Raw genomic sequence first — 20,298 nt, 5'->3', positions numbered from 1 at the left:
CCAAATTTTAATATCGTATCCCCCACTGTTTTCATACTCTTAGTAAGTTTATTTATTGTTTTTGTAAATAACTTATAAATATATAGTTGCAACAAATCGATTGCTGTAAATACTCACTAACCAAAATATTATCCTATGAAACAAGGATTATCTATAATTCTAATTTTATTTCTAGTCTGGGGATGCAAAACAAAATCAGAAACAGAAACCAAAATAAATGAAGGGATAATAACCTATGATGTTAGTTATTTTTCTTCGGAAAAAGACAATCCTATTATTGCGCTTTTGCCTAATAAAGTTGAATTGCGCTTTAAGAATAATAATATCTGCTTGATATCTGAAGGATATCTTGGATTTTTCAGCACCAAATTTGTTTCTAAATACGAAAAACCGAATAGTAATATACTACTTAAGGTGCTGAGCAATAAGCTTAACTATGAATTCCCCAAAGATGAAGTTGCATTTGTATATAGTCAACTTCCTCCCACTAAAATAGAATATATTGATTCAACTAAAATAATAGCTGGTTATGAATGTAAAAAGGCAATTGTTTATTTGAATGAGTCCTCTAAGGCTAGTCTATACTACACAAAAGAAATTGGTCTAAAAGCTCCTAACCGAAACACTCCTTTGTTTCAAATTTCTGGAGTACTAATGGAGTTTGAGACTACAATGAACCAAGTAAAAGCAAAATTCACTGCTCAATCTGTAAATTTAAACCCTGTTAGCGAGGAAAACTTTACTATTCCAGAAGAATACGTTCTTTCTGATCTCAAAACATTAAAAAAATACATTGTAGATTTCAATTAATTAGCCTCCAGTTTAAAACAAATCTTTTTTACAAACCGATATTCCTGTGGTTTTAAATGCCATTTTTATTACTTTTACATAAATTTGTACTTCATGCAAATTTTGTGAAAATTGAAAAAATAGTCAATGGCTAAAAAGAAAAAAAATAGCACTACAAAAGCTAAATCGCGCTTCTCTGCCCCAAAGTTTCTTAGTGATGAAAGAACAAAACCTCTTATTGGTATTGCACTTTCGTTGTTCACTATTTATGTTGGATTGGCATTTGTCTCCTTCTTTTTTACAGGAGGAGCCGACCAGAGCAAATTAGATATTAAATGGCTTGAATTAATTACCGATTCGAAGGTTCGTGTAGAAAACTGGACTGGAAAAACTGGAGCATATATTTCCAATTTATTTATCAACAAAGGATTCGGCATTGCCTCTTTTTCATTCCTTTATTTATTAGTGGTTCTTACGCTTCGAGTTTGGGGATTAAAAATTCAATCCCTCCGAAAAACGATTATTTATACCTTACTATTTTGCATTTGGTTTTCGGTATTAATGTCGTTTCTATTTGTTAAATCAACATCACATTCATTTTTATTTTTGGGAGGTATTCATGGCTTCTTTATAAGCGAATGGCTTGTATCTTTTGTTGGAAATGTAGGCACTTTGTTTTTAGTGGTTCTAAGCTTTTTAACCTTTATCACACTCGCCTTTCAAAACTCCATTTCCTTCTTCAAAAAATTATTTATCCGAAAACCTAAAACGGATACCGAAGAGGATCAAGATTTATCTGAACCTACTGACAATGAGGAGTTAAATGAGCCTGTCTCCTTTCCCTCAACCAAAAAATCAATGGACGAGGAAAGCGAGGAGGAGGATGACGATGAGCCTACAAATGACTCTGAATTTATTCCTAAGGAAGAAATTATTCTTGAACAGGAAGTGAAAAAAACGAAAGCAGTAAGCGACGATCTAGAATTAAAAATAGAGACTGTTTCGAAGCAGGAAGAAACTGTAAGTATAAAACATGGCCCGATGGAAGATTTCGATCCAACTCTTGATCTTTCTAATTACAAATACCCTCCATTAGAATTATTAGAAGCACATCATGCAAGTAATTCTAGTGTTGGTAAGGAAGAACTTGAATCCAATAAGGATAAAATTGTTGAGACGCTACGTCATTACAAAATTGAAATCACTCAAATTAAGGCTACTATTGGGCCTACCATCACGTTGTATGAAATTGTGCCTGCTCCTGGAGTACGTATTTCCAAAATTAAAAATTTGGAAGATGATATCGCACTTAGTTTATCGGCATTAGGAATTAGAATTATAGCTCCTATTCCTGGAAAAGGAACCATTGGTATTGAGGTTCCGAACCGCAAACCAGAAATCGTGTCGATGAAAAATATTATTGCCTCGAAAAAATTTCAGGAATCCACCTATGCGTTGCCTGTAGCTTTGGGAAAAACAATATCGAACGAAACTTATACGCTCGACCTAACCAAAATGCCTCACCTTTTAGTAGCTGGAGCAACTGGACAAGGAAAATCGGTTGGATTAAATGCTATTATTACCTCTTTATTATACAAAAAGCATCCATCTCAGCTCAAATTTGTTCTTATTGATCCCAAAAAGGTTGAATTAAGTATTTATTCTACTATCGAGAAGCATTTCCTTGCAAAACTTCCCGATGAAGAGGAACCTATCATAACTGATATTCATAAAGTGATTGCGACTTTAAATTCCTTATGCATAGAAATGGATTCACGGTATGATTTATTGAAAAAAGCACATGCCAGAAATATAAAAGAATACAATACTAAGTTTGTAAAACGTGGTTTAAATCCGGAAAACGGTCATCGTTACCTACCTTATATTGTTGTAATTATTGATGAGTTTGCCGATTTAATAATGACTGCTGGCAAAGAAGTTGAAACGCCAATTGCTCGTATTGCCCAATTAGCACGTGCAATTGGAATTCATATGATTATTGCAACACAACGACCTTCAACCAATATTATTACTGGAGTTATTAAGGCTAACTTCCCAGCGCGAATTGCCTTTAAAGTAGCATCTATGATCGATTCAAGAACCATTCTTGACAGTCCTGGAGCAAATCAATTAATTGGACGCGGAGATATGCTAATTTCATTAACCAGTGAATTGGTAAGGGTACAATGTGCTTTTGTTGATACTCCAGAGGTAGAAGCCGTAACCGAATTTATACAAAAACAGCAATCCTATCCAACAGCAATGTTTTTGCCTGAGTATGTAGGCGAATCGTCGGAAAATTCAGCAACAGATATCGATCTGCAAAAAAGAGATGCTCTTTTTGAAGATGCTGCTCGTTTAGTAGTTTCCTCTCAACAAGGATCGACATCTGGAATTCAGAGACGATTCTCAATCGGTTACAATAGAGCAGGTAGAATTGTTGACCAACTGGAGGCTGCTGGAATTGTTGGCCCTTTTGAAGGAAGTAAAGCCAGACAGGTACTTGTTCAGGATGAGTATTCGTTGGAAAAATTATTGAGAGATGTGTTGCAATAAATGCGTGGCACAGTTATTGATTAAGAATAATTGAAATTTATAAAATCAGATAAAATGAGAAAAGTATTTTGTTTCCTTCTTTTTGGAGTTATGTGTTTAAATCTATCGGCACAGGATATTAAAGCTAAAACCGTTCTTGACAAAGTTTCTGCAAAAAATAAAGAATTTAAAAGTATCAAAGCAGAATTTACGTTTTCTATGGATAATGCAGAAGAAGATATCCATGAAGTATCGGAAGGAAGCATAGTGCTTGTTGGCAATAAATATCGTCTTAAACTTATGGGTGTTGACACTTATTATAATGGTACAACCATGGCTTCGCACATCATCGATGTAAATGAAGTAAACATTACTGAACCTGAGGATAATGAAGATGAAGGATTAAATCCAGCGCAAATATTTTCTATTTACGAAAAAGGCTACAATTATAAGTATATTAAAGAGGAAACTGTAAATTCAACAATTTGTCATGTAATAGACCTTATTCCTTTAAATACTGAACGAGAATTTACTTCGATACAATTAAGAATTGATAAAGTAAACAATCAAATTGAGTCGTTAAAAACAATTGGAAAGGATGGAAATAACGTAAGTATTATTCTTAAAAAATTAACTCCAAATCTTAAGTTTGCAGATTCTTATTTTGTTTTTGATCCAAAATCCCACACGGATGTGGAAATAAATGATATGCGATAAATTATTACGCAATACAATCCTCCTCTACTCTTTCAAGGGTAGAGGATTTTTTTTCTGTAGCTAAAGAGTGTAATGCCAACGAGAAGCAAAATTTGCTTCCAATTCCTTCTTGACTTTCAACAGCTATCGTCCCTCCATTTTTCTCCACAAAATCTTTGCAAAGTATTAATCCCAAACCAGTTCCTTTTTCATTAGAAGTTCCTGGCCTCGAATAGTTTGAATCCAAATTAAATAATTTCGCTTTATCCTCAGGTCGAATTCCAACACCATTATCTTCCACACTAATAATAGCTTTACCTGCTTCCACTTTAATCGAAAAAATAACACGTCCACTTTCCTCTGTAAATTTAATCGAGTTATTCCCCAAATTTCTAACCACTGTTCTAATCATATCCGAATCAGCACAAACCAGCACATTATCATTTTCAATAAAATCGATTGAAATACTTTTTGCAAGCGCTTTTTCTTCCAATCCCTCCATCTCTTCCTTAATTATTTGATTTGCGCTAAAAACAATTGGATTATACTCCATTACACCCATCTGCGATCTAGACCAAGTTAGCAAAGTGTCGAGCAACAAGGAACCATGACGAGCCGATCGATGCACTATTTCAATATATTCTTTCCGCATGGAATCCTCTAGTTCGTCATATCTGTCAATTAACAAATCGGTAAAACCCAACACAGCATTAAAAGGATTTTTTAAATCGTGTGCAACGATAGATAAAAATTTATCTTTAGTTGCATTCAAACTTGTCAGGTTTGTATTTTTATCCGAAATAATTTTACTTTTTTCTGTTAAAACTAAATTGTGCTTCTTCCTAATTCTATTAATATACATGGAGTATATTACTAATGATAAAATTAAAACACCCAAACACACGAATAATATATTTGCGGTCTTTTGTTTGTCTATTTCTAACTTCTGAATTGTATTTCGTTGCTTGAGCACTTCATTTTCAGAATCAATTTTATCCAACTGAAATTTTGCCTGAATTTCTGCAATTTCTTTACTATTATTCTCATTGTAAATTTTAGATCTTATTTTATCGTACTGTTTAAAATAATAGAGACTCTTCTCTAAATTATTTTTCTTCTCATACAATTCCGACATGTAATAACAACAGTCCGATTCAATGCGAACCACTCCTATTACTTTCGCATTTTGCAAAGCTTCCTCGAACAATCCTAGTGACACATCATAATCATTATTCTTTAAATGAGCTATTGCAAGAGATGATTTTACACTAGCAATGGAAATTTTATCTCCTTTCATTTCCGACTCTAACAAAGCTCTATGATAGTAAACCAAGCACTTATTAATATCACCTCTATCGAGATACAGCTGTCCGATATTTTCGAGCAGTATAGGTTTCCATACAATATCTTCCTCTGGTTCAATAATTTCCAAAGCTTTAAAATAAGAAGCTAGAGCCTGGGAACTATCATTCAATTTATGATAAACATTTCCAATATTAGAAAGCATAATTGCAACCCCTTGTAAATTGCCTTCAATTTCTTTTAAAGCCAACGATTGATTGTAGTATTCCAAAGCCTTAAAATACTCTTCCATTTGAAAATAAACATTTCCAATATTATTTAAGGATGCGGCAATTAGTAAGTTATTACCTAATTTGTTACGAATACTCAAACTAGTAAAATAGGAGCTAAGTGCAAATTTATAATTTTCAAATTCTATGAATGAATTTCCTAAAACATGATAGCAATCTGCTCTATCCTTATCTTGATTGATGGAGCAATAGGATATTGCTTTTTCGAGATAGCGAATAGCATTATGGAAATCACTACTCCTATACGATGCTTTTCCTTTTAGATAATTTGCTTTTACTACATAAACCGAATCGGGAAAAAAATTCGAAGTAACTAAAATTTGTTCTGCACAATAAAAAGCTGAATCTGGATAATCGGTAATATAATCTTCCCCTAATTGGTAAAACACATCACATTTAATGGCTTCTGAAGAAGATTTTATTAGCAATTTTAGACTATCACGTTTTGTGTTTGGGATTTCTGCAAAAATAAATTGGGGAATGAATAAAAGAACGATTAGAAGCCTTATCATTATATAGATATTGGTTTGGGTTAAAAAAGACCCGTAAAGATGTTAATTATTTTCAATTTTAATAAATACTATGTAATATTTTTGATAAAATGGGGAAAAAAGTAGGTCTATCCTCTTTACAAGCTAAACAACTATTCAATACTATTTTAGGAATAGGAAATTAGCATCACAAACATAAAATTCTCAATAATTCGTTTTACGAAGTTTCACCAAGCTTATTTTGCAATAAAAATCTTTCTTTTTCCTGATAAATTATGAAATCGAAAACAACTGCAATTTCCATAAAATACTTATCTTCGAAGAGTAAACCATACGCATTATGACATTAAAAACGATCTCTTTCCAAATCTTATTTATTGCATTTTTTTTAGTATCAATTAGCAATAAAACAATCGGCCAAAAATTATCAAATAATTCAGAAATTAGTCTTCTCACCTGTACCCCAGGTGACGAACTATACTCTCTATTTGGGCATTCGGCATTAAGAATAAAAGATACAGAAAGAAAATTCGATCTCGTTTTTGGCTATGGCACCTTCAATTTCAACACACCAAATTTTTATCCGAAATTTGCCAGAGGAAAATTAGATTATATGCTGTCCTACACCAACTTTGATCGTTTTAAAAATGAATACATCGATGAAAAAAGAGGCATTACGGAGCAAAAACTAAACCTTGATAGCTTAGAGAAACAAAAGCTATTCTCAGCATTACTTAAAAATTACCTGCCGGAAAACAGGTATTATAGGTATGATTTTCTATTTGACAATTGTTCTACTCGAATTAGAGATATTGTAAAAGAAAACACAACCGGCACAATTCTTTTCGATACAATTGTTGATTCCCCAAAATCTTTTTGGAATCTTTTAGATCCATTCATGGAAAAAAGCCGTTGGATATTTTTAAGTATTCACTTAGCACTTGGATATCCTTGCGATACCGAAGCAACGCCCGAGCAGTACATGTTTTTACCCGACAATATGATGTCGGCCTTTGATAAAGCTAAAATAAATACCGATGGAACAATTAAACCACTTGTATGTTCAACCAATACGATACTAAAACCAGCTCTCCAGTTAAAAACCACCAATTGGTATCAACAACCAATTTTCATTTTTGGAATCATTGCAGGAATAGGCTTTTTTCTAAGTATTACGTACTGGAAAAGACGTAAAAATTTATTCATTTTTGATATGTTCGTATTTGGAATTTGCGGATTACTTGGGTGGGTAATCATTTTCTTATGGTTTTTTACAGATCATCAGGCAACCGGACCAAATTGGAACATTGTATGGGCTTTTCCGCTTCACTTTCCGATTGTTTTTGCATTGTATAGAAATAGGTCTCGTTTGTTTTTGTTTTACTATTTTCTGTTGCATTCCGTAATATTATTCTTGGTACTAAGTGGATGGGTTTTTATCCCCCAATCATTTCCAAATGAGATAATACCATTCGTTATGCTTCTATTCATCCGATCAGTATATATTGCTAAAAAATTAAGAACTCGTTTATTATAATTGTAATGGATACCCCAAACATAGACCTCCGAAAATACCGAGAAAGTTTCCGAATTGGATCTTTTGATACAGACTTAAATGGAAGAGCAAAACTCACCAGTATCTGTAATTATTTTCAAGAAATAGCAGGACATCACGTAGATATAATTCACCAAGGCATTGACGATTTAATGGCGAATAACATGGCTTGGATTTTATCACGATTGAAAGTGCAAATTTTTGAAACCCCTAAATGCAAGGAAACTATTGATATTGAAACCTGGTCGATTGGAACAGAAGGAATGTTTGGAAACCGAGAATTCAGAATTTATAACCATGACGGAAAAGTTATTGGCCAAGCAACCTCCTCGTGGCTAGTTTTAAATACCAAAACGAAAAGATTGGTAAGACCGCAAGAAATTGTAGCTAAATTGCCAATAAATTGTGAAGATCCAATATTTGAACATACTCTTACTAAAATACCAGCAACTGAATGCAATAACTTCGTGGAGGATTTGCACATTCACTATAGCGATTTGGACTTTTATAAGCATGTAAATAACGTAAAATATATAAAATGGGCTATTGACTCTTGTCTTTCTGAAATTTTAGCAGGAAAAACAATTCATGACCTAGAAATAAACTATTTACACGAAGCAAAGCTAGATCAAACACTGGAGATATTTAGCCAAACTAACAGCGATAACTCAAAAATTACTATCAAAACCAAAAACACGAACATTGAAAATTGTCGTGCACTTATAAAATGGAAATAAAAAATGGATACTATACTATCAAGCTTTCAAACCGCACTATACCACTTACTATCTTTTGCATCTTTTGAACCATTTATGCTACTAGTATTATTTGGAATCACCTTCCAACTAAAAGACTGGAAAGCTTATTTTTCGCTCTTACTTGCTGTTGTAATTGGATCTATTGCAGGACTTTTACTCTGTAATTTTACAATTATAAACTTCTCCACTCCAACTGTTAAATTAATTTTGGCCTTCTCGATTCTAATTGTAGGCTTACAAAATCTACTTATCAGTCAAAGTTCAGCATCCACAATCAGATATAATTTCTTCGCCTTAATAGGGATCATACTCGGAATTGCAATCAACTTTCATTACAGAAAACATTATGGTAGTGGATTTTCTTTTTATCCGTTTACCGGATATAGCCTTGGAGCAAGTGTTTCCTACTTTTTAATTTCATTTATCAGCCTGCTGGTATCCTCTGTACTTATGCTTGTTTTTAAATCGGACCGAAGAAGTTTTAATTTGGTAATAACGGGGATTGGAATTGGAATTGCCCTTGTTCTTATCTACTTAAGATATTAGCAAAAAAAAATGCGAATCTATCCGATTCGCATTTTTCTTTTAAAATAGCTTTATTATACCTTGTGTGTTAATTGATCAACAACACTAATTTCCATAAAAGAAACGCCTTTAGATGGTCCAAAACTACCTCCAATAATAATGATCATATCCTCACTTTTAAAACATCCCTTATCCATTAATGAGTACATGGTTTGTTTTACGTATTCATCACGACTAACAAGCAATTTACGATAGCTAGCCTCTACCCCATACGATAAGGATAACTCTCTCATTACGCGTTTAGAATAGCACATAGCATAAACAGGAAGCGTTCCCCGGTAAGCAGATAAGTATCGTCCAGTTCTTCCTGTTAATGTATCGGTTACAATAGCTTTTACAGGCAACAATTGCGATGCTTTAACAGCAGAGCGAGCAAGAATAACTGAAAGTTCGTGGTTACTTCTCACAAAATTTTGCTTTGTATCCGGATAAAGCTCTCGTTCTACTTCAATCGCTACCGATTTCATTACTCTTACAGCTTCCACTGGATAGTCGCCATAAGCAGTCTCTCCACTTAGCATGATAGCATCTGTTCTATTATAGATTGCATTTGCAATATCGCTAACTTCAGCACGAGTAGGTCTAGGATTACTAATCATAGAATGAAGCATTTGAGTAGCAATAATAACTGGCTTCTTTTTCTCAATACATTTGCGAACAATTTTTCGCTGAATTACAGGAATTTTTTGTGCCGGAATCTCGATTGCTAAATCACCTCTGGCAACCATTATGCCATATGCGTGTTCCAGTATTTCATCAATATGGTCAACACCTTCTTGATTTTCAATTTTGGCAATAATTTTAATTTTAGAATTTTGCTGATCAAGGATTCCTTGAATTTGCATCACATCGCTTTTATTCCGAACAAATGAATGAGCAATAAAATCAATGTCTTGCTCTATTGCAAAATGAATAAATTCGATATCCTTAGGACTTAAAGATGGTAAATTTATTGCTACCCCGGGAACATTAATACTTTTGCGATTTTTTACAGGACCTGCATTTTGAGCTTTTACAGTTAAAAATTCTTTATCCTTATCAACCACTAGTAATTCTAATTCCCCATCATCAATAAGGATTTTCTTTCCAATTTCAATATCCTTTACAAAATTCTCATAACTAACCTTTATGCACAATTCTGAGCAAGGAAGGTTGTCATTTCCTTTCATTTTGATTAAATCCCCTTTTTCAAGGTAAATTTTCTCATTAACATCCATAGTTCTAATCTCAGGTCCTTTTGTATCCACGAGTAAAGCTATCCTATCGGATACTTTTCGTACATTCTTAATAACCTTCATTGCATCATCATGAGTTTGATGAGCCGTGTTTAGGCGAACTACGTTCATTCCTTCTTCAAATAACTCTGTCAAAAATTCGACATCACATTTTTGGTCAGAAATAGTTGCAATAATTTTTGTGTGCTTCTTCATCGAGTAACTCTTTCATTTTAGTTTTGGCCCTGCAAAGGTACTCAATTTCTTAAAAGCAATTTAATAAGCCGTTAACTAGTTACAGATAATATAAAACATACAAAAAAAACACACTTATCAAAAAATTATTACCTTTTGTCACAATAATTTAATAAACCTTCAATTCCTAATCGATAGGAATCCAGTCCGAACCCTGAAATAGTGCCCAAACAGGCCTTTCCTATCATCGTAGAATGCCTAACTTCCTCCCTATTATGTACATTTGATATATGTACTTCCACAACCGGCGAATTCACTGCAGATATAGCATCTGCAAGGGCAAGAGAGGTATGGGTATATGCACCAGCATTTAAAACAATCCCATCATAAGAAAAACCTACACGATGTATTTCATTTATCAATTCCCCCTCGATGTTGGATTGATAATATTCAAGCTTCACTTTACTATATAAGGACTTCAGCTGTTCAAAATAAGTTTCGAAAGAAAGCTCTCCATATATAGACTTTTCGCGTGTTCCAAGCAAATTTAGGTTAGGGCCATTAATGATTAAAAAATTCATCTTGTCAAAGTATTTTAAGGTTAAACATAAAGAGAGTTAATAAAAATTATCAGCTTACGTAATATTTTTTTAAATTGCAGACAAGTTTTATCATAAAGAATTCGTATATTATTAGTACTTGAGTAAAACTAATAATAAAATGGTATTACTTACAACTAAACTACATACTAAAAACTGAATAAAATGAAATGGACAACAACAATTGAAAATTTTAAGACCTACTTAACTTTGGAGAAAAACCTTTCCAAAAACTCTGTAGATGCTTATATTAATGACATTACAAAACTTACCACCTTCTTTAGAGAGAAGAATATGGAAGTTGCTCCGGAGGAAGTAATCCTTCAACACCTGAAAGATTTTGTTGCTTGGATTAATGATGCAGGCACAAGTCCAAGGACACAAGCTCGTGTTATTTCTGGTATTAAAGCATTTTTTAAATACTTATTACTTGAAGAAATAATTGAAAAAAATCCGACTGCTCTTCTTGAAGCGCCAAAAATTGGTCGTAAACTGCCTGATACTTTAACAACGGATGAAATTGACATTCTTGTTAAAGCGGTAGATATGAATAAAGCAGAAGGACAAAGAAACAGAGCAATTCTTGAAACACTATACTCTTGTGGTTTACGTGTATCTGAATTAATTGATCTTCGTGTATCTAACCTTCATTTTAGAATGGGTTTTATTAAAATTCATGGAAAAGGGAACAAAGAGCGTTTAATTCCAATTGGAAAAAAAGCAAAAAAAGAGATCAAAATTTATTTGAAGAGCTATCGTGGAAAATTAAATATCGATAAAGAAAGTGAAGATATTCTTTTCTTAAACCGAAGAGGTCGTAAACTTTCTCGTGTAATGATTTTTACAATCATTAAAAACTTATCGAAAAAAGTTGGATTGAAGAAAAATGTTTCTCCTCACACCTTCCGTCACTCATTCGCCTCACATTTAGTTGAAGGTGGAGCTGATTTAAGAGCTGTACAAGAAATGTTAGGACACGAATCGATTCTAACTACTGAGATTTACACTCATTTGGATAGAGAGTATTTAAAGGAGACAATTAAAAACTTCCATCCTAGATCGAAAGACTAGTTTGTATTAAATTCAACTATTATTGACAACAGGTAATGGTTGAAATACTCAACTCACATTAAAAACCTTCAAAACTTAGTTTTGAAGGTTTTTTTGTGCTTTTAACTCAAATAATAGAGAATTAATGCCACAAATTAATTGTAGATTTTTGAAAAAGAAAAACACTCTTACTTATAATAATATTATTGGCGCAAACGATTGAAATTCAACAAGCAAAAGAAATCGCACCTAACAGTAAACAACACGTACACTTGATAGCACCTGTTAATGAGGTAGTTTGAAACCAATTTTAGCCACGGTAAAACTACCTAATATTATTTGGATATAATACAATAAAATTATAAAAATAACATCTACATAGTAGGATTAATCTATATATAGTGATACTTTTAAGTTTAAAACCTAAAAATAATGTTACATGAACGCCATTGAAATTAGCATGATTGAAGATTTAAAGAAATCGTTAAAACTACATTCTAACATTCGAGAAAATCTACCAAGAGAAGTTCTTATATCTTTAGCAGTAGAAAACAAAGAGGCCGTTTTAACCAGAAATGGTGCGTTGGCCACTTGGACTCCTTCCAATTCAACAGGAAGAAGCCCGAAAGATACTTACATTGTAAGAAATCCTGAAAGTGAGTCAAATATAGACTGGTCTTCGCCAAACAACATCCAAATGAATTCGCAAACCTTTGCGTTGATCTTTGAAGATGCCTTAAAGACAATAGGTGCGAAGAAAACTATATTTACAACAGACAGAGTAATTGGTGCAGATTCTAAATATGCACTACCAGTAAAAACAATTTGCGATCAAGCATTAAGTCAAGTTTTCATTGACAATATGTTTCGACCTACTCCAACCGACATTCAACAATCCATTTTTGCTGACGAGCAATTTTTTTTAATCGCACTACCAAAAGAAAAATTGGATAAAACTCGTTACAAAGGACTGGTTCGTAATCAAGCTAACGGAGAAACTTCCGATATCTGTGTTGTGGTAGACTTCGACAAAAAAATTGGTATTGTTTATGGCTCTTCTTACATGGGTAGTTTGAAAAAACTAATGTTTACGGTAATGAATTATTATCTTCCTTTTAGAGGAGTATTGCCTTTACATTGTTCAGCTAACGAAGGAATAAATGGAGATTCGGCTCTACTATTAGGTCTTTCGGGTACAGGAAAAACTACTTTATCTGCCGATCCGGAAAGAGCATTGCTTGGAGATGATGAACATGGTTGGAGTGATAATGGCATTTTCAATTTTGAGAACGGCTGTTACGCAAAAATGATTGATATTAAACCAGAAAATGAGCCTGAAATTTACGATGCCGTAATGCATGATGCCCCCTATACAAAACATGGCGCAATTATTGAAAATGCCATGATTTATCCGGATGGGGAGATCGACTTTTTCGATGACAGATACACTCCCAACTCAAGAGCAAGTTATCCGCTTTCTTTTTTGACTAATATTAAGAAAAGTTCGACCGCTGGACATCCTAAAACAATATTATTTTTAACCGCCGATGCTTACGGTGTACTTCCTCCCATCTCTAAACTAACAAAAGAACAGGCAATGCTATGGTTCTTAATGGGATACACTTCGAAGTTGGCTGGTACCGAAACTGGAGTTACAGAACCACAAGCAACATTCTCAAGATTTTTTGGTCAGCCATTTATGCCATGCAATCCGAATATTTATGCCGAAATGCTTGGCGAAAAAATGGACAAGCATAATACAAATGTATTTCTAATTAATACTGGATGGAGCGGAGGCTCGTATGGTACCGGAGCAAGAATAAAGTTAAAGTATACGAGAGCAATGGTTGACGCCGCTTTAAAAGGAAAATTAGATAAAGGAGACTTTATTGAGGACAAACTCTTCCATTTAAACATACCAACAATTTGCGAAAATGTACCAAGTGAAATTCTTAATCCGATTAACACTTGGAAAAATAAAGATGACTATCAAAAAACAGCCGAAAAATTAGCCAATAAATTTTGCGATAGTTTTGATAAATCATACGGTAATCAAGATATTGTTCCAGAAATTATTTCTCAATGTCCGGGAAAATAAGCAAAATAACAAAACTAAAAAGAGCCTCAATCGAGGCTCTTTTTAGTTAAATCAATAAGCATTTCCTTATTCTCTTTCAAGTCGATATAATGCATTGAAACCTTATTGTTCCTTCGCCTAATTTGTGTTACACTAAGTGTTTTTACCTTCTCTCCCCTATTCATCATTAATCCGTTAAAGCTATCCCCGCTTCCTGTTGTTTTATGAAATCTAATTACTTCTTCAGCCGAAAAATTAGTTTTTCTACCAATCCAAGTATCAAACCATTGCTGACGGAGTTTTTGGGCATCACATGCATACAAAGTGGCTGATGACCATATAAATAACTTTGAAGAATCCAATTTTCGATAATGAATTGCAGCTCCGTCCCAACGTATTTCTTCCAAGCTTCGAGAATGTTTATAACTTAAAACAAGAAGTGTGAAAGGTTCCATTCCGTCAAAAATATAATTTTGAATAAAATTTTTGCTCGAAACAAATGCTGCAAACTCAAGAACCATTACCCCTCTACTTTTTCGGTAAAATATTTCCTGTTTGTGTTTTTTAAAAGCTCCATTTAATAAACAAAGCGAAAAATCATTTTCATGACACATCATCCAAGTTCCATGAGCCACTTTATCTTTTGGAAAAATTGCAAGCGATTTATCGATACAATATTCTTGTGGAAACATCGCTTCCCGAGCTGGATTTTCATCCCTATTATTGGTAAAGAAAAAGTTTTCTGAGCCAATAGGTATGTAAGTTAACGTGCACATAAATCATCTCTATAACGAAGGGTAGAATAAGCAAGTCCAAAATGTGTTTCCAACTGAATATTAGGAAATTTTTGTTCCATTGCAATTCGAATAATCGCCATATGATGAATGGCGTGCTCAATATTATAAACCAATTCCCTTCCCAAACTTGTCTGAATTTTGATACTATCCTTTTTAATGTCGTAACTTATTTTTAACTGAAGAGGCACATCATTCTCTATTTTGTCCAACCAATTTATAATATTCTCACACCGATCAACAGCAATCATTTTATCCGTTTCGGTTCTATTACAGTGCTCTCGATTATCGTAACTTACCACCTCATTATTTTTGCAACTATCCTTAAGAATATCGTAAAACTCTACAATATGCCGAATATGTTTCCCTATGGAGTTATTCATTAAAAGGTGGAGTGTTTCAGTATATTGATCGGAAGAAATCTCTTTACAAAGAGTAATTAGCTGATTAATGATGGTTTTAGAAACCGAAATTGCTTGCATAAATATGATTTTCTTGACTTATTGAACACCTACGAAAGGTATTAAATTAAAAAAATAAATCATAGAAAACAGTTTTATAATTGAATCTATGTCGGGGGAATTACATAAATCTGTACTTTCATTCTTTCATAGTTACCACATCAATCCATTTTATTACGCTTACTCTTTCTGATATAATAAGAGCAAACCAATTAGTAAATAAAATTATTTGTCGCGTATGAAAATAAAAGTTCCCTTTTTTCTATCAAAATGGTTTCATTTTGAATTCTGGCCATTCTGGATATTTTACTTTCCGGTTTATGGATATGGAATTTATTTGGCAATTAAAGCGCGTTCGTTTGCCTACTTTACTGCCGCAAATCCAAGCATGAAGTTTGGGGGCGCATTTGGAATGGACAAAATAAAAATGATTGATTTTATCAACAAAGAATATACTCCTAAGGGATTTTTATCGATAAATGGAGAAAACGGAGAGGCTATTTATTTGAAAATGATTCAACACAAATTTGATTTTCCTATAGTTTGCAAACCAAATGTTGGGGAAAGAGGAATTGGGGTTGAAAAAATTGATTGTCAACAAGATTTAAACTTATTTTTACAAACAAAAAATGAGGATATTCTCGTTCAAGAGTTTATCGATTATCCGATTGAATTAGGTGTATTTTATCACCGTTTTCCGATATCTTCGGAAGATGGCATAAGCTCGGTAGTAAAAAAAGAATTTTTAAAAATCACGGGAAATGGAAAATCTAGATTTAGTGAATTAGTGCATGAAAACGTTCGTGCAAAAAATAGAATTACCTACTTAAGAAAGAAATATAAATCGAAATGGAATCAAATTATTCCGTCTGGAATTACCTATAAACTGGAACCCATAGGAAACCATAACCGAGGTACAAAATTCTTAGATGGCAACTATTTAATTAATAAACGATTGGTTAAAGTTTTTCGTAAAATTGCACAACCTTTGGATGGGTATTATTATGGCCGATTTGATCTTAAAGTAAACAGCATAGAAGATCTTTACAACGGTAACAAAATAAAAATCATTGAGTTGAATGGCGTAAATTCGGAACCGGCTCATATTTACGATCCCGATTATTCCATTTTTAAAGCATACAAAGAAGTAGTTAAACACATGAAACTAGTATTTGATATTAGTCAGGAAAACCGAAAGTTGGGAATTAAGCCTGATCCTTTTCGTAAGGTATTATCAGGACTTTTCACACATTTATTTACAAGTAAAACAAAAGCATAACATACTTTTCAACTCAATTTTTAACATCAAAAAGAGAGGTTTTCCACTAGGAAAACCTCTTTTCAATATAATATTACTAACTACTAGAAAGTAAATGCAATTTCTACTTCGAATTGATTCATTTCCAATTCAATTGTTTGATTAGGAACCATATTCATATCAGAGTCAAATTCAAAATCCATTGGATTATACCCTTTTACACTAGCAGGCAATGCATAAACCAAAGCTAAATGAAGTGCTTTTCCTGAATCGCCAAGAGTTTTAGAACACCCCAAAGTAATGTGATCTTCAATAACTCCAGGAGCTAAAATATTAAACATCACTTCTGAGTATGGAACTGGCTGATCGGTATGCGAGTATCCTCCACGGAATGTCCAAGTATCTATACCGGCAAATTCAACACCAAACTTCCAAACACCTATATCCTGCCATCCAAAACCTGCACCCTTATCGGTTCCAAGAGGAGCTGTAGCAAATGCCATTGGATCCATTTTATTAGAAACAGAGGCTACATCAGTATAATTAATTGCTTTGTAATCTGCCATTACAGCCCAATCTTCATTGATTTCGTAAGCCAAACCAACTGTCCAAGTCGATGGAATATTAAAATCTCCTTGTTCAGCAAAAAGGCCAGCATAATCGTCAAATTCACTCATATACAACATCGTTTGGTAACTAGCACCAAGATGCAATCCTTTAGCCAATTCGCCCATATAACCGAACTTAACCCCATAGCCAAAACCATTGTCATGATCATTATTTGATAATTTAGCAGGATCACTAGACATTTGTCCGAAAGTAGAAATCCCTTTCGCTTCAAAATATTGATAAGCTAACAAAGCAGTAACACCAAAACTGTGCTTTTCAGCAATTTTTCTAGAGTAAGTTAGCCCTACAAACATTTGACCTAAATCAACACCTGTTGTGGCTGAGTTTGGATCATGAAAAGTATTGGTTGGATAATCTGTATTCATTCCACCATTACCAAAAAGAGTAGCAGAAAAACTACTTTTTTCATTAATCATCCAATTGGCACCCATACTAGGCATTAAGAACAATTTTGAATCGCTTTCAACATTTCCTGCCATTAATCCAAAAGTACCATCCATTCCCGATGGATTACCGGTAACTGTATATTCACGATTAGGATTAAAAAAACCAACACCTACCTGATATTGTTTTCCTAAGAAAACATGACCAGCAGGATTACCATTGATAAGTGAATTTTGATACCATGCGATACCAGCACCAGCTAGGCCTTTATTTTGAGCACCGTAACCGACACCAAAATAACCATCTGTTGCTTTAACAGGTTGTGTCGAAAACATTCCAGCCAATACTATAAGAGCCGAAAAAATTATCTTATTACTATTTTTCATCTTCTGTTTTAATTTAGATTAGTATAATTAGGATTCTATAACAAAATACAAACACTTAACTCATCCATATATGTTTTATATCATATATCTACATATTCAACCAATCATATCTCAAACTATCTAAATACTAGAGGTTTGTGAAAACACTTTTAACAATTGATTAACTATTTTAATTAAGTGTAAATAAGATAGATAGAAAAATCTACATGTCCCTCCAACGAGGTATGTTTTATCCGACACAAGTGTCGATATATCTCTTTATCTTAATAGGTATTTTATTTCAACATTCTTAAAAAACTGGTATTCAATAAAAATTAAAACCTCTCCCAAATAAAAAAAGTATCCTCCAAACGTGATGAACTTTTGGAGGATACTTTTAAAATTAGAAAAGCCGTAAAAGGATGTAAAATTTAGCATCCTCCAGCGACTCTTTTTTTCTTTTTCTTTTTCACAATAACTGGTTTTGAGCTTTTGCTCTCCTTAACATTCGACTCCAGTGTATTACCTCCGCCAAGAGCTGCACTAGCACCTTTTCGAAAATCATATTTTGCAATTTCATCATCGGCAAGCACCGATTTAGGAGCTTGAGGATTTAAAATTGTTTCTGCCCAATAATTTAAGCCTCCCTGAAGAACATAGTTATTTTTATATCCTAACTGTCGAGTAATCATCCATGCTTCGTTAGACTTTAAATTTCCATTAGAATAGAAAACATTCATTCTAAGCCCTTGATCTAAAAAATCGCTCCACTCCTTCGAAAGAAGATCGGAAAGCGGAACATTAACAGAACCTGGAAGACTATATTTTTCAAATTCAGCTTGAGAACGAACATCAATTAATTGAAGGCTTGGATCTTTCTGCACCAACATATCCGCAATTTGATCGGTACTTATAAATTGAGATCCATTCTGAACCTCGTTGAGTAATTCGCCAGCAGTTAAACGAAACGGCTTAGTAGTATTTTCAGGCACTGCGGCAATAATAATTCCCAAAGGAATAATTACAGATGCCAATATCAATCTCATTTTCATACGATTGTGTTTTATTAAATTAACTGACTATATATCAAGTTAAAACAAATTTTTTCTTTATTCAAGAATTAATATTCTTCGCGCGGGAATTTCTTTTCGGCCCATTCGCCTACCCAAAACATTGCCAAAGCAATCAGTATTAATCCTAGAGCAAAAACACCACGAGGAATATCCAAAATTTCATTCATTGTTGTTGTACCCATAAAGTTAGCTTTATAAACACCTTCCCAAAGCGGATAACCTTCTGCAAAAAGAAACACTCCAATAAACATGCCTACCATGAAAAGCATTCCATCTATTTTACCAATTGCAATTGCACTAAAAGCCGTTCCCGGACAGTATCCTCCCAGAAGAAAACCTCCTCCCATAACAACACCTCCAAGAATTGCAGATGTCATATAAGTTGGATGGATATACAAATAATCCATTTGAACCAAGCCAAAAAGACTAAGAAACAAAATTCCCATTATTGCTGTTATCGCACCGGTAAAAAACACTTTTAATACTGTAGTATCATAACCATAGAACACTCCTACCATTTTACGACTAGAAGAGAAACCACTTGATTCCAAGACAAAACCAAAACCAATCCCAATTAACAAAGCCAAAAGCAAATTTGTGTCTGGTGAAATTATTTCATTTACTATTAATGGAGCCATAATATATAAGTTTTAATACGATTAGAATTTAGATATAATTTTTACGGAAGATATACGCAAATATGAATGCCGTTCCAAACATAAAAATCATGGTTACAAAACTTCCCACTGATAACAAACTCATACCACTAAGGCAGGCTCCACTAGCGCAACCCCTGCCAAATTGGGAACCAAAGCCAAATAGAATTCCTCCAATAACAGCAAAAATAAGTCTTCGCTTAGAAGAGATTTTAGGTGAATGTTCAACTTTAAGTTTAAGACGTTTCCAATATGCACCTGATATAAATGCGCCAATTAGTACACCTATTATTTCAAAAACCAACCAAGATTTCATAGGATTGGCATGAGATGCATTATATTCCTCATAAAACCAGTTATTTTCTGCATGAGTTGGAGCAACCGTATTAACAGTAGTTACAATTGCACTTTTTATTGCTCCACTAGCTCCAATACCACGCCCAGAAATAAAAAATGCAGCTAAAATAACGAGGCCTAATAACACACCACCAATATATGGATTTATGTATTTTGATTTTTTCACTTCGCTCATAAGTATAAT

Annotated in this window: 18 protein-coding genes; 9 read left to right on the top strand and 9 right to left on the bottom strand. The window is 33.5% G+C overall.

What is annotated here, in order from left to right:
• The first annotated feature begins 135 nt into the window (after positions 1-135).
• The 3 genes from BZG02_RS13235 (at position 136) to lolA1 (ending at position 4,041) form a co-directional block, all read left to right on the top strand.
• The gene (locus tag BZG02_RS13235) at positions 136-810 is read left to right on the top strand and encodes a hypothetical protein (protein WP_101261919.1); all 675 of its coding nucleotides are present in this window, start codon (positions 136-138) and stop codon (positions 808-810) included.
• Between the two features lie 126 nt (positions 811-936).
• On the top strand, positions 937-3,345 hold the full coding sequence (locus BZG02_RS13230; protein ID WP_101261918.1) for an FtsK/SpoIIIE family DNA translocase: 2,409 nt from the start codon (positions 937-939) through the stop codon (positions 3,343-3,345).
• Between the two features lie 54 nt (positions 3,346-3,399).
• Positions 3,400-4,041, top strand: coding sequence for an outer membrane lipoprotein periplasmic chaperone LolA1 (lolA1, locus tag BZG02_RS13225; RefSeq protein ID WP_101261917.1), 642 nt, complete (start codon positions 3,400-3,402; stop codon positions 4,039-4,041).
• Between the two features lie 4 nt (positions 4,042-4,045).
• On the opposite strand, the gene BZG02_RS13220 is transcribed toward lolA1, so the two are convergent.
• Positions 4,046-6,124 carry a tetratricopeptide repeat protein gene (locus tag BZG02_RS13220; RefSeq protein WP_101261916.1) on the bottom strand — a complete coding sequence of 693 codons (2,079 nt, stop codon included), beginning with the start codon at positions 6,122-6,124 and terminating at the stop codon, positions 4,046-4,048.
• A 319-nt stretch (positions 6,125-6,443) separates the two neighbouring features.
• Between BZG02_RS13220 and BZG02_RS13215 the strand changes: the two genes are divergently transcribed.
• Genes BZG02_RS13215 through BZG02_RS13205 form a run of 3 tightly spaced genes read left to right on the top strand, consistent with a single transcriptional unit; the run spans position 6,444 to position 8,962 of the window.
• Positions 6,444-7,640: a lipoprotein N-acyltransferase Lnb domain-containing protein gene (locus tag BZG02_RS13215; protein WP_101261915.1), complete on the top strand. Its 1,197-nt coding sequence runs from the start codon at positions 6,444-6,446 to the stop codon at positions 7,638-7,640.
• Positions 7,641-7,645: 5 nt separating this feature from the next.
• On the top strand, positions 7,646-8,395 hold the full coding sequence (locus BZG02_RS13210; RefSeq protein ID WP_101261914.1) for an acyl-[acyl-carrier-protein] thioesterase: 750 nt from the start codon (positions 7,646-7,648) through the stop codon (positions 8,393-8,395).
• Positions 8,396-8,398: 3 nt separating this feature from the next.
• Complete coding sequence (locus BZG02_RS13205) at positions 8,399-8,962, top strand: hypothetical protein (protein WP_101261913.1); 564 nt, start codon at positions 8,399-8,401, stop codon at positions 8,960-8,962.
• Between the two features lie 53 nt (positions 8,963-9,015).
• On the opposite strand, the gene pyk is transcribed toward BZG02_RS13205, so the two are convergent.
• A complete protein-coding gene (gene pyk, locus BZG02_RS13200; RefSeq protein WP_101261912.1) occupies positions 9,016-10,431 on the bottom strand; it encodes a pyruvate kinase in 1,416 nt (471 codons plus the stop codon).
• 128 nt (positions 10,432-10,559) lie between these two features.
• Positions 10,560-10,991 carry a type II 3-dehydroquinate dehydratase gene (aroQ, locus tag BZG02_RS13195; RefSeq protein ID WP_101261911.1) on the bottom strand — a complete coding sequence of 144 codons (432 nt, stop codon included), beginning with the start codon at positions 10,989-10,991 and terminating at the stop codon, positions 10,560-10,562.
• Between the two features lie 183 nt (positions 10,992-11,174).
• On the opposite strand from aroQ, the gene xerD reads away from it, so the two are divergent.
• A complete protein-coding gene (gene xerD / locus BZG02_RS13190) occupies positions 11,175-12,080 on the top strand; it encodes a site-specific tyrosine recombinase XerD (protein WP_101261910.1) in 906 nt (301 codons plus the stop codon).
• Positions 12,081-12,498: 418 nt separating this feature from the next.
• Positions 12,499-14,157: a phosphoenolpyruvate carboxykinase (ATP) gene (locus BZG02_RS13185; RefSeq protein ID WP_218972239.1), complete on the top strand. Its 1,659-nt coding sequence runs from the start codon at positions 12,499-12,501 to the stop codon at positions 14,155-14,157.
• Between the two features lie 26 nt (positions 14,158-14,183).
• Here the strand turns inward: BZG02_RS13185 and BZG02_RS13180 are convergent, their stop codons facing one another.
• Positions 14,184-14,912, bottom strand: coding sequence for a hypothetical protein (locus tag BZG02_RS13180; protein ID WP_143470470.1), 729 nt, complete (start codon positions 14,910-14,912; stop codon positions 14,184-14,186).
• Positions 14,900-15,412 carry a DinB family protein gene (locus BZG02_RS13175; protein ID WP_101261908.1) on the bottom strand — a complete coding sequence of 171 codons (513 nt, stop codon included), beginning with the start codon at positions 15,410-15,412 and terminating at the stop codon, positions 14,900-14,902. The genes BZG02_RS13180 and BZG02_RS13175 overlap by 13 nt, the downstream gene beginning before the upstream one ends.
• Before the next feature lie 217 nt (positions 15,413-15,629).
• Here BZG02_RS13175 and BZG02_RS13170 point away from each other — a divergent pair, with 217 nt between their 5' ends.
• The gene (locus BZG02_RS13170) at positions 15,630-16,670 is read left to right on the top strand and encodes a hypothetical protein (RefSeq protein WP_101261907.1); all 1,041 of its coding nucleotides are present in this window, start codon (positions 15,630-15,632) and stop codon (positions 16,668-16,670) included.
• Positions 16,671-16,753: 83 nt separating this feature from the next.
• On the opposite strand, the gene BZG02_RS13165 is transcribed toward BZG02_RS13170, so the two are convergent.
• From BZG02_RS13165 to BZG02_RS13150, 4 genes are all read right to left on the bottom strand, one after another.
• Positions 16,754-18,049 (bottom strand): OmpP1/FadL family transporter, encoded by a 1,296-nt coding sequence (locus BZG02_RS13165; protein ID WP_101261906.1) that lies wholly within the window; start codon positions 18,047-18,049, stop codon positions 16,754-16,756.
• 410 nt (positions 18,050-18,459) lie between these two features.
• Positions 18,460-19,080, bottom strand: a complete 621-nt coding sequence (locus BZG02_RS13160; RefSeq protein WP_101261905.1) for a rhodanese-like domain-containing protein — start codon at positions 19,078-19,080, stop codon at positions 18,460-18,462.
• A gap of 68 nt (positions 19,081-19,148) precedes the next feature.
• Complete coding sequence (locus BZG02_RS13155) at positions 19,149-19,739, bottom strand: YeeE/YedE thiosulfate transporter family protein (RefSeq protein WP_101261904.1); 591 nt, start codon at positions 19,737-19,739, stop codon at positions 19,149-19,151.
• Positions 19,740-19,767: 28 nt separating this feature from the next.
• Positions 19,768-20,289 carry a YeeE/YedE thiosulfate transporter family protein gene (locus BZG02_RS13150; RefSeq protein WP_101261903.1) on the bottom strand — a complete coding sequence of 174 codons (522 nt, stop codon included), beginning with the start codon at positions 20,287-20,289 and terminating at the stop codon, positions 19,768-19,770.
• Between the last annotated feature and the right edge of the window lie 9 nt (positions 20,290-20,298).

The sequence above is a fragment of the Labilibaculum filiforme genome, assembly GCF_002843315.1.
Taxonomy (GTDB): Bacteria; Bacteroidota; Bacteroidia; order Bacteroidales; family Marinifilaceae; genus Labilibaculum; species Labilibaculum filiforme.
This window is presented reverse-complemented; position numbering and strand designations above follow the sequence as displayed.

Excerpts from the sequence above, each read along its gene's own strand:
- BZG02_RS13175 (WP_101261908.1), bottom strand. The coding sequence starts at position 15,412 with ATGCAAGCAATTTCGGTTTCTAAAACCATCATTAATCAGCTAATTACT.
- BZG02_RS13210 (WP_101261914.1), top strand. The coding sequence starts at position 7,646 with ATGGATACCCCAAACATAGACCTCCGAAAATACCGAGAAAGTTTCCGA.
- pyk (WP_101261912.1), bottom strand. The coding sequence starts at position 10,431 with ATGAAGAAGCACACAAAAATTATTGCAACTATTTCTGACCAAAAATGT.
- BZG02_RS13160 (WP_101261905.1), bottom strand. The coding sequence starts at position 19,080 with ATGAAAATGAGATTGATATTGGCATCTGTAATTATTCCTTTGGGAATT.
- aroQ (WP_101261911.1), bottom strand. The coding sequence starts at position 10,991 with ATGAATTTTTTAATCATTAATGGCCCTAACCTAAATTTGCTTGGAACA.
- BZG02_RS13230 (WP_101261918.1), top strand. The coding sequence starts at position 937 with ATGGCTAAAAAGAAAAAAAATAGCACTACAAAAGCTAAATCGCGCTTC.
- BZG02_RS13185 (WP_218972239.1), top strand. The coding sequence starts at position 12,499 with ATGAACGCCATTGAAATTAGCATGATTGAAGATTTAAAGAAATCGTTA.
- BZG02_RS13170 (WP_101261907.1), top strand. The coding sequence starts at position 15,630 with ATGAAAATAAAAGTTCCCTTTTTTCTATCAAAATGGTTTCATTTTGAA.
- BZG02_RS13165 (WP_101261906.1), bottom strand. The coding sequence starts at position 18,049 with ATGAAAAATAGTAATAAGATAATTTTTTCGGCTCTTATAGTATTGGCT.
- lolA1 (WP_101261917.1), top strand. The coding sequence starts at position 3,400 with ATGAGAAAAGTATTTTGTTTCCTTCTTTTTGGAGTTATGTGTTTAAAT.
- BZG02_RS13220 (WP_101261916.1), bottom strand. The coding sequence starts at position 6,124 with ATGATAAGGCTTCTAATCGTTCTTTTATTCATTCCCCAATTTATTTTT.
- BZG02_RS13215 (WP_101261915.1), top strand. The coding sequence starts at position 6,444 with ATGACATTAAAAACGATCTCTTTCCAAATCTTATTTATTGCATTTTTT.
- BZG02_RS13150 (WP_101261903.1), bottom strand. The coding sequence starts at position 20,289 with ATGAGCGAAGTGAAAAAATCAAAATACATAAATCCATATATTGGTGGT.
- BZG02_RS13235 (WP_101261919.1), top strand. The coding sequence starts at position 136 with ATGAAACAAGGATTATCTATAATTCTAATTTTATTTCTAGTCTGGGGA.
- BZG02_RS13155 (WP_101261904.1), bottom strand. The coding sequence starts at position 19,739 with ATGGCTCCATTAATAGTAAATGAAATAATTTCACCAGACACAAATTTG.
- BZG02_RS13180 (WP_143470470.1), bottom strand. The coding sequence starts at position 14,912 with ATGTGCACGTTAACTTACATACCTATTGGCTCAGAAAACTTTTTCTTT.
- BZG02_RS13205 (WP_101261913.1), top strand. The coding sequence starts at position 8,399 with ATGGATACTATACTATCAAGCTTTCAAACCGCACTATACCACTTACTA.
- xerD (WP_101261910.1), top strand. The coding sequence starts at position 11,175 with ATGAAATGGACAACAACAATTGAAAATTTTAAGACCTACTTAACTTTG.